This window comes from Sphingomonas aestuarii (genome assembly GCF_054457155.1).
This window is the reverse complement of sequence record NZ_JBTKVV010000002.1, coordinates 1-14,791: the sequence shown is the minus strand read 5'-3', so window position 1 is coordinate 14,791 and position 14,791 is coordinate 1. Positions and strand designations below refer to the sequence as shown.

The following is a 14,791-nucleotide window of genomic DNA, read 5'->3' as shown; positions in this document are numbered from 1 at the left end:
AGGCGTCGGCTCGCAAGGCTGGTGGGTCAGTCCTGACGTCTCAATCGCACCATGAAGAACCCGTCGAGCCCGCCGACATCCGCCAGCATCCCCGGCAAGGTCCGCACCCAGCCTTCCGACTGCGGCGTCACACCCACGGGCAATTCATCGCCCGAAACGGGCTGAATCGCAAAGTCGGGGCGGCTGTTGAGGAACGTCCGAACCTGTTCCTCTCCCTCGACCGGTTCCAGCGAGCAGGTTGCGAACACCAGTGTCCCGCCGGGTCGCACCCATTTTGCCGAGCGGTGGAGCAATTGCCCCTGAAGCTCGGCCATTTCCGCGATCAGCCGTCCGTGCGCGCGGTGGAGCACGTCGGGGTGGCGGCGGAAGATTCCGGTCGCCGAACAGGGCGCGTCGAGCAGCACCGCATCGGCCTCGCCTTCGGGCTGCCAGTTGCGGTTGCGCAGGTCGGCGGCGACAACCTGCGCCGTCAGATTGGTGCGCGCGAGATTTTCGGAAAGTCGCGCCAGACGACTTTCGGACGCATCGACCGCGGTCACGTCCCAGCCTGCCGCGGCCAACTGCATCGTCTTGCCACCCGGCGCGGCGCACAGGTCGAGCACGCGGCCGCCACCCTTGCCCAGCAGCCGTGCGGGCAGAGACGCCGCCAGATCCTGAACCCACCACGCACCTTCGTCGAACCCGTCGAGGAACGGCACAGCCGCACCCGCGGGCAAGCGGACATGGCCGGGCATCAAGCTGACCCCCTCCAGCTTCGTCGCCCATTCCTCGGTCCGCGAAGGATCGGCAAGCGCGAGGTCGAGTGGCGGCGGCGCGGCGATCGCCTGCCCCGCATCGCGGACGACCTGGTTCCCCCAATAGCCGCGCCAGCGATGGGAGACGGCAGGCGGCAGCGCAACCGATTCGGGCAATGTCACCTCGCCACGCATCAGCGTGCCGAACACGCCGTGGACCAGCTTGCGCGGACCACCATCGACCAGCGGCAACACGGTGGAGATCGCGGCGTGCGGCGGCGTGCCCATGTCGAGCACCTGCGCCAGCGCCATGCGCAGCACGGTCCGCGCCTTGGCATCGTCGGCCAGCTTCATCCGCGTCGCGCTGTCGATCAGCGTGTCGAGATCGGCGGTGCGGCGTAGCACGGCCGCGGCGAGCGCATGGGCTAGCGCGCGGTCCTCGCGCAGCTCCAAATCCTTGGCCGCGCCATCCAGCGCCTGTTCCAGTGCCTGCCCGCGGCGAAGTACCGCATCGATCAGGCGCAACGCGGCGCGACGTGCGGGAACCCCCGGCGCTTCGGGCGCCAGGCGCGGGCGGTTGGGGCTGATGCTCAATTGCGCTGCGTCGGGTTGAGGGCGCTCGAACGCTTGCGGCGGACGGACGGGATGCCCGGAGCGCTCCCGACCTGACGCTCGACCCGCGCAACCTGTTCGGGCACGAACGCCGCCGCGCCGCCCATGTCGGCGTGCAGCGCCTCAAGCGCGGCGATACGATTGCCGGTATCGGGATGCGTCGAAAACAGACTGTCGCCGCCGCGTCCGCGCAGCGCAGGCACGATATAAAGCTGCGCCATCGCCGGATTGCGCTCGACCGTCTCGTTCGGCACGGCTTGCGCGCCGCGCGAAATCTTGGCGAGCGCGGAGGCAAGCGCACGCGGGTTGCCCGAAATCTCCGCACCGCCCTTGTCGGCGCCATATTCGCGCGTGCGGCTGATCGCCATCTGGACGATCATCGCGGCAAAGGGCGCAACGATCACCGCCAGGATCATCGGAATCATATTGCCGCGACTGTCGCCGCCGCGGAAGAACAGCCCGAAATTGGCAAGCATCGAAATCGCGCCCGCGATCGTCGCGACCATCGTCATGATCAGCGTATCGCGGTTCTTCACATGCGCCAGCTCGTGCGCCATCACGCCGGCCAGTTCGTCGCGGGTCAGCATGTTCATCAACCCCGTCGTCGCGGCAACCGCAGCGTTTTCGGGATTACGGCCGGTCGCGAAGGCATTTGGGTGCGGCGTGTCGACGATATAGACTTTGGGCATCGGCAGCCCGCCACGCTGGGCAAGCGTCCGCACCATGCCTACGAATTCGGGCGCGCTGGCGTCATCCACTTCGCGCGCGCCGTGCATCTTGAGGACGATCTTGTCGGCGTTCCAATAGGTGAAGAAGTTCATCCCGACCGCCACCAGCAGCGCGATCATCATGCCGCCGCGCCCGCCGAGCGTGAAGCCCAGCGCCATGAACAGGGCGGTCATCGCCGCCAGCAGCATCGTCGTCTTGAAACCGTTCACTTGAAGTCACTCCTTGTCCCCATAATGTGGGGAAAGTCCCGATTTTCGCAAGGATATCCGCCATGGCCAAACGACCCGATCATGTGAAGCCGCCTGCCCATCTGTCCAAAAGCCCGCCGGTGCCGAAACCCGAGCCGCTGGTGCGGCCAACGGATGATCCGCTGGGCACCGATCCGGTTCGCTATGGCGACTGGGAACGAAACGGCATAGCGGTGGATTTCTGACGCCGGTTTTCGGCGCCTAAGCGCTTGGGGGAGTGCCGGATTGACGACTGACGAAGCCGAGGCGGGCCAGGACGCGGTCGCCGCTCGCGATGATCGCAACGCCAAGCTTCGCGTCTGGGCGATTCGGATCGGGGTCGCGCTGGTCGCATTGCTGCTGATCGCGGTGCTGGCGATCGCCGCCGCACCCGTCGGTTGGCTGAAACCGCGGATCGAGACCGCGATCACCGACGCCACCGGCGCGCCCGCGCGGGTCGCCAGCGTGGAGCGTGCCGAGGCGTTCTCCTTCACCCCCACGATCATCGTCCGCGATGTGCATATCGCCCAGCCCGACTGGGCAGGCGACGGCGATCTGCTGACCCTGAACGAAGCCCGGTTCCGCATCCCCGTGCTGCGCGCCATTCGCGGGCAGATCCGACCCGATGGCGTCCGCATCACCGGCCTGCGCGCGCATCTGATCCGCGATGAAGAGGGTCGTCGCAACTGGGAGCGCGACCGCAAGGACGATGCGGGCAGCGGATCGCCGATGCGGCTCAGCGACCTGACGATCGAGGATGCGGTCGTCCGCTACGACGACGCCCAGCGCAACCGCTCGGCCACGGTGCGGGTTGCGTTCGATGCACAGGGCCTGCGCGTCGGTGGCCAGGGCAGTGTGCGCGACCGACCGGTCAGGATCGTCGCGGTGGGCGCGCCGATCAGCGATGGCCCCTGGCCCTTCCGCGCCGAGGTGACGGGCGACGCGCTGTCGATGCGGCTCGACGGACGGATGGCGCAGGCACTCGACACCGGGCGCTTCACGGGCAAGGTCACTGCACGCGGCGATTCGCTCAAAACGCTTGATGCGATCATCGAAGCGGGCCTGCCCGGCACCCAACCGATTCGCTTCACCGCCGATATCGAACGTCGCAGCCCCGACTGGATCGTCACCAATCTGGACGGAACGGTCGGACGGTCGAATTTTTCGGGCGAATTGACCGTCGAGAAGCGCGACGGTCGCACGAAGCTCACCGGCAAGCTCGATTCGTCGGGCTTCGATTTCGACGACCTCGCCGACGATGCCGGGCGCGCGCGCGGCGCGGCGAAGGCGGCACGGACGGGACCGCGCGTCGTGCCCGACACCGATATCGATATCGGCAACATCGATACCACCGACGGGCGGATCGAATTCAACCTGCGCCGCCTGCTCTGGCGCCAACCCGCCCCGTTCCGCTCGGCGCGCGGCGTGCTGACGATGGACGACCGGCAATTGACCGTCGAACCGCTGTCGGCGGCGCTGACGCGCGGCGGCGTGTCGGGCCGCATCTTCATCGACGCGCGCGGGCGCGAGGTGCCGATGGTGACGCTCGACCTAAAACTGGCCGATTCGACGCTGGCGACCTTTGCCGGACATGGCGATATTTCGGGCTCCCTACGCGGGCGCGCCGAACTGACCGGGCCGGGGCGAACGCTGCGTCAGGCGGTGGCCAATTCGAACGGCATGGTCGGGTTGGTCGCCACCAACGGCGTGCTGCCGGGACGGATGGCATCGTTCATCGGCCTCGACATCGGACGCGGCGTGACCGGCGATTCGGACGAGCGCGCGCGGCTCAATTGCCTCGTCTTTCGCATGGATGTGCGCGGCGGCACGGGGCGGCTGAACCCGCTGGTGGTGGATACGTCGAAAAGTCAGGCGAACGTGACCGGCACGATCGACATGAAGACCGATCGCCTGAACTGGTCGCTGACCGGCGCGCCGAAGCAGCGCAGCCTGCTGCGCTACGACCGCCCGCTGCCGATCGGCGGCACGATCAAGAACCCCGACGCCTTCCCGCCGCAAAACGCGCGCAACGTGGGGACAGTATTCCGCTTGCTGGGCAAGGCGATCACCGGCGACCAGAAGCCGCTGGCGACCGATGCCAATTGCGGCGTGCTGGCGATGCGGGCGCTCAAATAAGTCCTCCCCGTATGCGGGGAGGTGGCAGCGCGGAGCGCTGAGGGAGGGGGAGTGCCACAAAGCACATCGCTTGCGGCCTGCCCCCTCCACCATCCTGCGGATGGTCCCCCTCCCCGTGCCGGGGAGGAACTTAGAACCCCTCCGCCTTCAACGGCCTGGCCAGCAAATCCCGCACCACCGCTTCGACCGGCGCGCCGTCCAGCAGCGCGCACACCGCGTCGGTCACCGGCATCTCGACGCCTGCCTTGCGCGCTTCCTCGCGCAGCACCGGCGCGGTGAACGCGCCCTCCGCCACCGTCCGGCGATCGGCCAGCAATTCTCCCGCCGCCCTGCCCTGACCCAGCCCGACACCCAGCGAGAAATTGCGCGAATTGGTCGACGAACAGGTCAGCACCAGATCGCCCAGACCCGACAGGCCCGCCAGCGTTTCCGCCTGCCCGCCGCGCGCAACGCCGAACCGCGTCATCTCGGCAAAACCGCGCGCGATCGTGGCGGCGCGTGCATTCAGGCCGAGCCCCGCGCCCTCGACCACGCCGCAGGCGATGGCGAGTACGTTCTTGACCGCCCCGCCGATCTCCGCGCCGATCACATCGCGCGAGGCGTAGGTGCGGAAGGTCGGCGCCGCGAGCCGGGCGGCCAACGCCGCCCCCAGCGCGTCGTCGCCGCATGCCAGCGTCACCGCAGTCGGCAATCCCTTGGCCACCTCATGCGCGAAAGTAGGCCCCGACAGCACCGCGATCGGCGCGTCCGGTGCAACCTGCGCGGCGACCTCGCCGACCAGCAGCCCGGTCCCCGCCTCGATCCCCTTCGCGCACAGCACCAGCGGCGTCGCCCCGACCTGCGCTTCGGTCAGCACGGCGCGGACATGCTGCGCTGGAGCGACCACCAACAGCGCGTCGCAGCCCTCGAGGTCGGCGAAGTCCGACGTCGCGCATATGGCGGACGACAGCGTCACGCCCGACAGGAACAGCCGGTTTTCATGTGCTTCGTTGATCGAATCGACGACATCGGCCTCGCGTGCCCAGAGCAGCACCTCCTCGCCGCCCGACGCTGCGACTTGCGCCAGGGCGGTGCCCCATGCGCCTGCGCCGATCACGCCAATCTTCATGCCTTCACCCCCGCGCCGCGCGCTTTTTCCGCCGTTGGATCGAGTGGCCAGCGCGGTCGCGCTGCCACGTCGAGCGGATCGGTCAGCCCGGCCGCAAACCGCTCCGCCCCCGCCCATCCGATCATCGCCGCGTTGTCGGTGCAGAGCCACAGCGGCGGCGCGACGAAGCGCAGGCCGTGTTCGGAGGCGAGTTGTTCGAGCGCGGCACGGATGGTGCGGTTGGCCGCGACTCCGCCCGCGACGACAAGCGCGGTGGGTTTAACCCTGCCCCTCCCGTTCGTCTCAAGCGAAGTCGAGAAACGCTCACGCGCGCCCGGATCACGTTTCTCGACTTCGCTCGAAACGAACGGGGTATGGATTGTCTGAAGCGCCCGCCGCGTCCGGTCGAGCAGGCAATCGACCACCGCCTGCTGGAACGACGCCGCGATATCCTCCGGCTTGTGGATGCCCGCATCGCGCGCCCGCAGCACCGCGCTCTTCAGCCCCGCAAACGAGAAATGCGGCTCCGCCGTCCCGATCAGCGGGCGCGGCAGGGGAACCGCCCCGGCATCCCCCGATTTCGCGGCTTCCTCGACCGATGGCCCACCGGGAAAGCCCAGCCCCAACAGCTTGGCGGTCTTGTCGAACGCCTCACCCGCCGCATCGTCGATCGTGGTCGCCAGCCGCCGATACCGCCCGACCCCTTCGACCAGCAGCAACTGGCAATGTCCCCCCGACACCAGCAGCAACAGATAGGGGAATTCGAGGTCGGGGTCCGACAATCGCGGGCTGAGCGCATGGCCTTCGAGGTGATTGACCGCCACCAGCGGCTTGCCGGACGCCAGCGCCAGCGCCTTGCCGGTGACGAGGCCCACCATGACGCCACCGATCAATCCCGGCCCGGCGGTCGCGGCGATCGCATCGACCTGATCCAGCGTCACCCCTGCGTCCGCCAGCGCCGCCTGAACCAGCGGCCCGATCGCCTCGACATGCGCGCGCGCCGCGATTTCGGGGACGACGCCTCCGAACGGAGCGTGCGCCTTTTCCTGTCCCGCCAACCGGTGCGACAGTATCTGCCGGTCGCTGCCGACGATCGCGGCGGCGGTTTCGTCGCAGCTCGATTCAATCCCGAGGATGAGTGCCATGTCCCTCCCATAGCCCGATCCGCACGCTTGTCGAAGGGGCGGGCGATCCTCTAGGCGCTGTTCGCATGACTGCCCCTTTCCGCATCGGCACGCGCGGTTCGCCGCTGGCGCTCGTCCAGGCCAATATGGTGCGTAGCGCCCTGATCGCTGCGCATGGCTGGACCGACGAGGGCGTCGAGATCGTGCCGATCAAGACCACCGGCGACCGGGTGCAGGACCGCGCGCTCGCCGAAATCGGCGGCAAGGCGCTGTGGACCAAGGAACTCGACCGCGCGCTGCTGGACCGCGACATCGACTGCGCGGTGCATTCGATGAAGGATGTCGAGACGATCCGCCCGACCCGCATCCGCATCGCCGCGATGCTGCCGCGCGCCGATGTGCGCGACAGGCTGATCGGGGCGACGACGATCGCGGCGCTGGCAACGGGCGCACGGGTCGGCACCAGTTCACCTCGACGCGCGGCACAGTTGCTCAACCTGCGCCCCGACCTGAAAATCCTCCTGTTCCGCGGCAATGTCGCGACCCGGCTGGCGAAGCTGGAGGCGGGCGAAGCCGATGCGACCCTGCTTGCCGCCGCCGGACTCGACCGGCTGGGCCAGTCCGACATCGGCCATGCCATCGACGACTTGCTCCCGGCTCCTGCGCAAGGCGCGGTCGGGATCGAGGTGCGTGCCGACGACAAGGACGCGTGCCGCATCGTCGACGCGATCGACCACAAACCGACCTGGCGCTGCGTCATGGCCGAGCGCGCACTGCTGGCGGTGCTGGGAGCGGATTGCCACTCGCCGGTCGCGGCATTGGCGCAAGTCGAGGATGATCGGCTGACGCTCCGCGCGGAATTGCTGGCCGAGGACGGTAGCGACCATATCACCGGCGACATTATCAGCGATGGCGATGACGATGCCGCCGCCGAAGCGCTCGCCCGCGACCTGCTGAAACGCGCGCCGAGCGCGGTCGCCAAGCTGTTCGCGGGACCATGACCCGGCCGGTCGCGATCCTGCGGCCGGAACCCGGCAACGCCGCGACCGCTGGCCGCGCTCTCGCGCTGGGGCTGCGCGTCGTCCGCCTGCCCTTGTTCGAGATTCGCGCGCTGGCCTGGCAACCCGCCGACCCGGCCGCGCACGACGCGCTGGTGCTGACCAGCGCCAATGCGGTGCGCAATGCCGGGCCGCGGCTCCACGACTATGCGCATCTGCCGGTGTTCACGGTCGGCAAGGCGACGGCGCTGGCAGCAGAAGCGGCGGGATTGAAGGTCACCGCCATCGGCAGCGGCGGGCTGGCTGAACTCTCGGAAACACTCGGTCAGCACCGCATCGGCCGCGCGCTGCATCTGGCGGGACGCGACCGGGTGATCGTCGACGCGCTGCACCTGTCCGACGTCCGCATCGTCTATGCCAGCGAAGCGGTCGCGGTGCCGCGCGAGGATGTCGTCCGGCTGGTCGGCTGCGTCGCCCTGCTTCATTCCCCACGCGCCGCGATGCGGTTCGCGCTCGCCGTCGATGCAGGCGGGCTGGACCGCGGATCGATCGCCATCGCCGCGATCAGCGAGGCGGTGGCTGACGCTTCGGGATCGGGCTGGGAAACCGTAAAGGCCGCTGAACAGCCCAACGATGCCGCGCTGCTGGCCGTGGCAACCGCCCTCGCCGATTGACGCTGGCACGAGCGACGGGGATAAGGACGCGCATGACCTTAGACACCGGGCCGGACCTGCCGCCCGCCCACACCAGCGAATCCCGCGCGCAGGGCGTCAGCCCGGTGCTGATCGTCGCGATGATCGCGTTCGTCGCTGGGCTGGCGCTGATGGCGCTGGGGATGCGCTGGTGGCTGGGCGAACGTGCCGCACCGGTCCCGACAGAGACAGCGCTGACCGTCCCCACCGAACAGCCTTCGCAGAACGATCCCGTCGCGTTGCAGGCGCGCGCCGATACGCTGACCATGCGGATTGCCGAACTCGAACGGCGGCTGGACGATGTCGATACGGGCTCTCGCACCGCATCGGGCTTTGCCTCGCGTGCCGAAGGATTGATGGTCGCGTTCGCCGCGCGGCGCGCGCTCGATCGCGGGCTGGCGCTCGGCTATATCGAGGATCAGTTGCGGCTGCGCTTCGCCGAATCGGAGCCCCAGGCGGTGGCGATCGTCACCCGCAACGCCCGCGAGCCCGTCACCATCGGCGACCTGCGCGAAGCACTCGAAACGATCGCGCCCTCGCTGATCCGCACCGACCTGTCCGATGGCTGGGGTCCGGCGATCCGCCGTTCGCTGGGCAGTCTGATCGTCATTCGCCAGCGCGGATCGCAAAGCCCGCGCCCCGCCGACCGGCTGGCACGCGCGCGCCAGCGGCTGAACGAGGGCCAGGTCGAAGGCGCGATTGCCGAGATCGAGCGGCTGCCCGGCGCCGACAACGCGCAAAGCTGGATGCTCGCGGCGCGGCGCTATGTGAATGCCCGACGCGCGCTCGACCGGATCGAAACCGCCGCGATTCGGGGTCAGGGACGGCTTGTAGTGCCGGCCGCACCCCCAATCCAGGTGCCCGACCTTTCGACCATCCTCCCCGGAAATACCGCGCCCGATGGCGGCGCACCCGCGCCCGAAGCGGCGCCCCCGACGAACTGAAGGACGAATTCGACATGGCAGATATGGGCCGCTTCGACTGGCAGGACCCCTTCGCGCTCGACGCGCAACTGACCGACGAGGAGCGCATGGTGCGCGATTCGGCGCGCAGCTATGCCCGCGAACGCCTGCTGCCGCGCGTCACCCGCGCCTATCTCGACGAGGATTTCGACCGCGAGATCATGCGCGAGATGGGCCAGCTCGGCCTGCTTGGCGCGACGGTGCCTGAAGAATATGGCGGCGCAGGCCTGGGCTATGTCGCCTATGGTCTGGTCGCGCGCGAGGTGGAGGCGATCGACAGCGGCTATCGCTCGGCGATGAGCGTGCAGTCGTCCCTCGTGATGCACCCGATCAACGCCTACGGGACCGAAGAACAGAAGCGCAAATACCTGCCCAAACTCGCCAGCGGCGAATGGGTCGGCTGTTTCGGCCTGACCGAACCCGATGCGGGGTCCGACCCCGGCGGCATGCGGACGCGGGCGGAAAAGATCGACGGCGGATACCGGCTGACCGGCACCAAGATGTGGATCACCAATTCGCCGATCGCGGACGTGTTCGTGGTCTGGGCGAAATCGGACGCACATGGCGGCGGGATCAAGGGTTTCGTGCTCGAAAAGGGCATGGCGGGGCTTTCGGCGCCCAAGATCGAGGGCAAATTGAGCCTGCGCGCGTCGATCACCGGCGAAATCGTGATGGACGGCGTCGAAGTCGGCGAAGACGCGCTGCTGCCCGAGGTTCAGGGGTTGAAGGGGCCGTTCGGTTGCCTCAACCGGGCGCGTTACGGCATTGCCTGGGGCACGATGGGTGCGGCGGAATTCTGCATGGAGGCGGCGCGCAGCTACACGCTCGAACGCCAGCAATTCGGGCGGCCGCTGGCGGCGACGCAGCTCGTCCAGATGAAGCTCGCCAACATGCAGACCGAAATCGCGCTCGGCCTCAACGCCTGCCTGCGCGCCGGCCGCATGTTCGACGAAGGCACGCTCGCGCCCGAGGCGATCTCGATCATCAAGCGCAACAATTGCGGCAAGGCGTTGGACATCGCCCGCGTCGCCCGCGACATGCACGGCGGCAACGGCATCGCGGCGGAATTCCACGTCCTGCGCCATGCGATCAACCTGGAAACGGTGAACACCTATGAAGGCACGCACGACGTCCACGGCCTGATCCTGGGCCGTGCGATCACGGGGATCGCGGCGTTCTAGCCTAATCAACGGAGGGTGGATTGAAGCCACTCGCAGGCCTGAAAGTCGTCGAACTCGCCCGCATCCTCGCCGGGCCGTGGTGCGGGCAGCTGCTCGCCGATCTCGGGGCCAAGGTGGTCAAGATCGAACGCCCCGGTGCGGGCGACGACACCCGGCATTGGGGGCCGCCCTTCCTTCACGACGCGGACGGTCGCAACCTCGACGCCGCCTATTATCATTCGACCAATCGCGGCAAGACCAGCCGCGCGGTCGATATCACGACGCCGGAGGGCCAGGCCGAAATCGGCGCGCTGGTCGCCGAGGCCGATGTCGTGATTGAAAACTACAAGGTCGGCGGCCTCGTCAAATACGGTCTCGACCCCGCCAGCCTGATCGCGCTCAACCCGCGCCTGATCGTGGCGTCGATCACCGGGTTCGGGCAGACCGGCCCTTATGCGCCGCGCGCGGGATATGATTTCATCATTCAGGCGATGGGCGGGATCATGTCGCTGACCGGCGAGCCCGACGGAGCGCCCCAGAAGGCGGGCATCGCCTATGCCGACATCTTCACCGGCGTGTATACCGCGGTCGCGATCCTCGCTGCGCTGCGCCAGCGCGATACGACGGGACGCGGCGCGCATATCGACATGGCGCTGCTCGACACGCAGGTCGCGGTGCTCGCCAATCAGGCGCTGAACTGGATGGCGTCGGGCAAGGTGCCGCACCGCATGGGCAACGGCCACGCCAACCTTGCCCCGTATCAGGCATTCGCCTGCGCCGATGGCGACCTGATTATCGCGGTCGGCAATGACGGACAGTTTCGGCGGTTGTGCGCGGTGCTCGGCCTCGATCTAGGCGACGATCCGCGCTTTGCCACCAACCCCGCCCGCGTCGAGAACCGCCGCGCCATGATCCCGCTGCTCGCCGCCGCGATCGGTGCGTGGGACAAGGCAGCGCTCTACGAAGCGCTGGAGGCCGCGGGCATCCCCGCTGGCCCGATCAACACCGTCGCCGAAGTCTTCGCCGACCCGCAGGTGATCGCCCGCGGCATGCAGGTGATGCTGGATGGCCTCCCCGGCGTCGCCAGCCCGATCGTCATCGATGGGACACGCATGGTCGCGGACAAGCCCAGCCCAGAGCGGCCCGTTTAACCTCATCCGCCACCCGTTTGTTTCGAGCGAAGTCGAGAAGCGCTCACGAGTCACTAGCTCACGTTTCTCGACTTCGCTCGAAACAAACGGATGAGTTGCGATTTGTCTTTCAGTCGCTCGATCAACGCCATCGCCGCCGCCGGTGCCTTCTCCTTCGCCCCGTTGATCATGAACACGAACACGTCGCGCGCCTCCTTGTCTGCCGCCGCGCCAAAGGTCGGAAGCCCGTCCGGCACGCCGCCCTTCGCCCAGACCCGCGCGGCTTCCGCCCATTCGTCGAGCTTCGACGGCGCATAGCCCGCCGCGAACCGGGCCTCCGCATTTTCCAGCCGCGCATAGACGAAATCGCCGGTCACATCCGCGATCGCCGGATAATCCGCCGAATCGGCATAAACGATCGCCACGCCCGCTTCGCGACACAGATCGACGAACTCCGCCACATGGAAACTGTCATGCCGCACCTGCACCGCATGGCGCAGCGCAATGCCGTTCTGGCTGGCGGGGAGCAGTTTCAGGAACCCCGCAATCTCGTGGTGGTCGAATTTCTTGGTGTTCGCCAGCTGCCACAGGATCGGCCCCAGCTTTGATCCGAGTTCGACAATCCCCTGCCCCAGGAATTTGGCGATCGATTCGCCGCCTTCGTCGAGCCGCTTGCGGTTGACCGCATAGCGCGACGCCTTGACGGCAAAGACGAAATCGTCGGGCACTTCGGCCGCCCATTTGGCGAAGGTGTCGGGTTCGAAGCTCGAATAATAGGTGCCGTTGACCTCGATCGCCGTCACCGCGCGCGACGCATATTCCAGTTCGCGCTTCTGCGGATGGCCTTGCGGGTAAAAGGTGCCCCCGCGCCACGGTTCGTAGGTCCAGCCGCCGATGCCGATTCGAATGTCGCTCATCCCCCCAGCATAAGCGGTGCCCATCCCAGAGCGACCCGAAACATGTTATTCTGCGCCCGGCTTGCATGAATGACGATCCAGTGGCCGGTGATGGCGTTGAAATCACGTCAATTCCGCTTGTCAATCCAACCCCGGCGGTGCCAGTCTGCACGCATGTTGCGTTCGGGGGGTGCGCGAAGGTGAAGTTCATTCTTCCGGCATTGCTGGCGGCGACGTCCGATGCGCCCGACCCGCAAACCGCGCCACCGTTACCGCCGCCCGCCGCGTCCCAAGCCACGCCCGCCCCGGCTCCTGTCCCCGCGCCGCCGCCCGCGCAGGGACGCGCCGCCGAAAATGCGGTGACCCAGGCGGAGGACGGGTTCGGCTTTTCGGTGGGGCGCGAGACGCTGGGTATCTATTCCCAGAGCAATGTTCGCGGCTTCTCCCCCTTTGCCGCCGGCAATGTTCGGATCGAGGGGCTGTATTTCGATCCCTATGCCAGCCTGCTCACGCGCCTGCGCCGGTCGACCTCGATCAAGGTGGGGCTGTCGGCACAGGGCTATCCCTTCCCCTCGCCCACCGGCATCGTCGATTTCCGGTTTCGCAAACCCGGAGAGGCGTTCGCCCTATCGGCGATGGCGGGCGGCGACACCTATGGCAATGCCAGTATCGAGGCGGATGCGGTGGTGCCCATCGGCGACACGCTCAGCCTGGGGCTGGGCGGACAGGTCCAGCGCTATCATTTCGTCGACGGGGTGAAGAGCTGGACCTACAACACGGCCGCCGCGCTGCGCTGGCGGCCGAGCGACGCGGTCGAGGTCATCCCCTTCTATCAGCGCAGCCACCTGATCGACGACGAAGCGCCGCCCATCTACATTCCGGCGGGTGCGCAGCTGCCGCCACGTATCGAACGGCGGCGCTATGCGGGGCCGGACTGGACCGATCTGGAAAGCGTCGGCGTGTTGCAGGGGGTGCTTGCCAATGTCGCGCCCGCCAGCGACTGGCTGATCCGCGCAGGACTGTTTCGGTCGTTGCTCGACGAGCCGTCGGCGTTCGCGCACCTGCTGCTGGACGTGACGCCCGATGGCGCCGCCGATCGCCTCATCATCGCCGATCCGCACAGCCGCTTCGTCTCGACCTCGGGCGAGTTTCGCGTCACCCGCAGCCTGACCGAGGGCGACCGGCTGCACGTCGTGCATCTCTCGGTTCGAGGGCGCGACCGCAGCCAGCGTTACGGGGGATCGAGTTTTCATTTCTATGGTCCGACCGTGATCGGCGAAGCGTTCGATGCGCCCGAGCCCGATTACGCCTTTACCGAACAGACTCGCGACGGCGTACGGCAGTGGACCGGCGGCATCGCCTATGAAGGGCGCTGGCGGGGCGTGGGCGAGCTGAGCTTCGGCGTGTCGCGCACCGATTATCGAAAGCGGTTCGAACTGCCGGGCATGGCCGCGGTCGAAACCCGCGCCGATCCCTGGCTCTACAACGTCACCGCTGCCGCCTATCTGGGCAAGCGGCTGACCGTTTATGCGGGCCATGCGCGCGGGCTGGAGGAAAGCGGGATCGCGCCCGCCAACGCGGTCAACCGCAACCAGCCGCTGCCCGCGATCCTTACCCGCCAGATCGATGCCGGGTTCCGCTATCAGCTGAGCGACGGATTGCGCGCGGTGGGCGGGGTGTTCGACCTGCGCAAGCCGTACAACAATCTCGACGCGAGCGGGCGGTTCGGGCCGCTCGGCGATATCGTCAGCCGGGGCGTGGAATTGTCGCTGGCGGGAACGGTGACGCCCAATCTCTACATCGTCGCAGGCGGCGTGCTGTCGCGCCCGCGCGTGACCGGCGCGGCGGTCGAACTGGGTCGGGTCGGCGAGCGGCCGGTGGGGATTTCCGGGCGGTTGATCGACTTCAACGCCGACTGGCGGGTGAAGGCGGTGGCGGGGCTGTCGTTCGACCTGCGCGTGGCGCACAGCGGCAACGTGCCCGCGACCACCAGCAATCTGGTCGAGATTCCGTCGAGGACGCTGGTCGATCTGGGCGCGCGCTATCGCTTCAAACTGGGCGAGCGCAGCGCGACGCTGCGCGGGCAGGTGCGCAATGTGGGTGATGCCTATGGCTTCGACCTGCGCGGGGCGGGGGCCTATGCGCCGATTTCGGGGCGGACGGGGTCGCTGTACCTCACGGTGGATTTTTGATGGTGTTGTCGGGGGCCGACGCGGCAAAGCCGCGTCGTCGGTCGGTGCGATGCACCGCCGTCCGGGCACGCTGCTGATGTGCGAAATAGCTGCCGCTATTTCGCGGCAGCGG

At 67.9% G+C, this 14,791-nt stretch carries 13 protein-coding genes; 8 read left to right on the top strand and 5 right to left on the bottom strand.

What is annotated here, in order from left to right:
- Positions 1–26: 26 nt before the first annotated feature.
- Complete coding sequence (locus tag ACX0GZ_RS03250; protein ID WP_458813341.1) at positions 27–1,328, bottom strand: RsmB/NOP family class I SAM-dependent RNA methyltransferase; 1,302 nt, start codon at positions 1,326–1,328, stop codon at positions 27–29.
- Entirely contained in the window at positions 1,325–2,284 is a 960-nt protein-coding gene (gene htpX / locus ACX0GZ_RS03245) for a zinc metalloprotease HtpX (RefSeq protein WP_458813339.1), read from the bottom strand. The genes ACX0GZ_RS03250 and htpX overlap by 4 nt, the downstream gene beginning before the upstream one ends.
- A 62-nt stretch (positions 2,285–2,346) precedes the next feature.
- Here htpX and ACX0GZ_RS03240 point away from each other — a divergent pair, with 62 nt between their 5' ends.
- Together ACX0GZ_RS03240 and ACX0GZ_RS03235 are read left to right on the top strand one after the other, a co-directional pair.
- Positions 2,347–2,508, top strand: coding sequence for a DUF1674 domain-containing protein (locus tag ACX0GZ_RS03240; RefSeq protein WP_458813337.1), 162 nt, complete (start codon positions 2,347–2,349; stop codon positions 2,506–2,508).
- Between the two features lie 40 nt (positions 2,509–2,548).
- On the top strand, positions 2,549–4,438 hold the full coding sequence (locus ACX0GZ_RS03235) for an AsmA family protein (protein WP_458813335.1): 1,890 nt from the start codon (positions 2,549–2,551) through the stop codon (positions 4,436–4,438).
- A 130-nt stretch (positions 4,439–4,568) separates the two neighbouring features.
- On the opposite strand, the gene ACX0GZ_RS03230 is transcribed toward ACX0GZ_RS03235, so the two are convergent.
- Together ACX0GZ_RS03230 and tsaD are read right to left on the bottom strand one after the other, a co-directional pair.
- Positions 4,569–5,546, bottom strand: a complete 978-nt coding sequence (locus ACX0GZ_RS03230) for an NAD(P)H-dependent glycerol-3-phosphate dehydrogenase (RefSeq protein WP_458813333.1) — start codon at positions 5,544–5,546, stop codon at positions 4,569–4,571.
- On the bottom strand, positions 5,543–6,670 hold the full coding sequence (tsaD, locus tag ACX0GZ_RS03225) for a tRNA (adenosine(37)-N6)-threonylcarbamoyltransferase complex transferase subunit TsaD (RefSeq protein ID WP_458813331.1): 1,128 nt from the start codon (positions 6,668–6,670) through the stop codon (positions 5,543–5,545). The genes ACX0GZ_RS03230 and tsaD overlap by 4 nt, the downstream gene beginning before the upstream one ends.
- A 65-nt stretch (positions 6,671–6,735) precedes the next feature.
- On the opposite strand from tsaD, the gene hemC reads away from it, so the two are divergent.
- Genes hemC through ACX0GZ_RS03200 form a run of 5 tightly spaced genes read left to right on the top strand, consistent with a single transcriptional unit; the run spans position 6,736 to position 11,612 of the window.
- Positions 6,736–7,650, top strand: a complete 915-nt coding sequence (gene hemC / locus ACX0GZ_RS03220; RefSeq protein WP_458813329.1) for a hydroxymethylbilane synthase — start codon at positions 6,736–6,738, stop codon at positions 7,648–7,650.
- Positions 7,647–8,321, top strand: coding sequence for a uroporphyrinogen-III synthase (locus tag ACX0GZ_RS03215; RefSeq protein ID WP_458813327.1), 675 nt, complete (start codon positions 7,647–7,649; stop codon positions 8,319–8,321). Before hemC ends, ACX0GZ_RS03215 begins: the two co-directional genes overlap by 4 nt.
- A 32-nt stretch (positions 8,322–8,353) precedes the next feature.
- Entirely contained in the window at positions 8,354–9,283 is a 930-nt protein-coding gene (locus ACX0GZ_RS03210; RefSeq protein WP_458813325.1) for a hypothetical protein, read from the top strand.
- A 14-nt stretch (positions 9,284–9,297) separates the two neighbouring features.
- Positions 9,298–10,482: an acyl-CoA dehydrogenase gene (locus ACX0GZ_RS03205; protein ID WP_458813323.1), complete on the top strand. Its 1,185-nt coding sequence runs from the start codon at positions 9,298–9,300 to the stop codon at positions 10,480–10,482.
- Between the two features lie 20 nt (positions 10,483–10,502).
- Entirely contained in the window at positions 10,503–11,612 is a 1,110-nt protein-coding gene (locus tag ACX0GZ_RS03200) for a CaiB/BaiF CoA transferase family protein (protein WP_458813321.1), read from the top strand.
- Between the two features lie 53 nt (positions 11,613–11,665).
- Here the strand turns inward: ACX0GZ_RS03200 and ACX0GZ_RS03195 are convergent, their stop codons facing one another.
- Positions 11,666–12,508: a DUF72 domain-containing protein gene (locus tag ACX0GZ_RS03195; RefSeq protein WP_458813319.1), complete on the bottom strand. Its 843-nt coding sequence runs from the start codon at positions 12,506–12,508 to the stop codon at positions 11,666–11,668.
- 179 nt (positions 12,509–12,687) lie between these two features.
- Here ACX0GZ_RS03195 and ACX0GZ_RS03190 point away from each other — a divergent pair, with 179 nt between their 5' ends.
- Positions 12,688–14,679: a TonB-dependent receptor domain-containing protein gene (locus ACX0GZ_RS03190; RefSeq protein WP_458813317.1), complete on the top strand. Its 1,992-nt coding sequence runs from the start codon at positions 12,688–12,690 to the stop codon at positions 14,677–14,679.
- Positions 14,680–14,791 lie beyond the last annotated feature (112 nt).

What these genes read in the sequence shown, in the direction of transcription:
- ACX0GZ_RS03240 (WP_458813337.1), top strand. Translation starts at nt 2,347, where the DNA reads ATGGCCAAACGACCCGATCATGTGAAGCCGCCTGCCCATCTGTCCAAA.
- ACX0GZ_RS03230 (WP_458813333.1), bottom strand. Translation starts at nt 5,546, where the DNA reads ATGAAGATTGGCGTGATCGGCGCAGGCGCATGGGGCACCGCCCTGGCG.
- tsaD (WP_458813331.1), bottom strand. Translation starts at nt 6,670, where the DNA reads ATGGCACTCATCCTCGGGATTGAATCGAGCTGCGACGAAACCGCCGCC.
- hemC (WP_458813329.1), top strand. Translation starts at nt 6,736, where the DNA reads ATGACTGCCCCTTTCCGCATCGGCACGCGCGGTTCGCCGCTGGCGCTC.
- ACX0GZ_RS03215 (WP_458813327.1), top strand. Translation starts at nt 7,647, where the DNA reads ATGACCCGGCCGGTCGCGATCCTGCGGCCGGAACCCGGCAACGCCGCG.
- ACX0GZ_RS03210 (WP_458813325.1), top strand. Translation starts at nt 8,354, where the DNA reads ATGACCTTAGACACCGGGCCGGACCTGCCGCCCGCCCACACCAGCGAA.
- ACX0GZ_RS03205 (WP_458813323.1), top strand. Translation starts at nt 9,298, where the DNA reads ATGGCAGATATGGGCCGCTTCGACTGGCAGGACCCCTTCGCGCTCGAC.
- ACX0GZ_RS03195 (WP_458813319.1), bottom strand. Translation starts at nt 12,508, where the DNA reads ATGAGCGACATTCGAATCGGCATCGGCGGCTGGACCTACGAACCGTGG.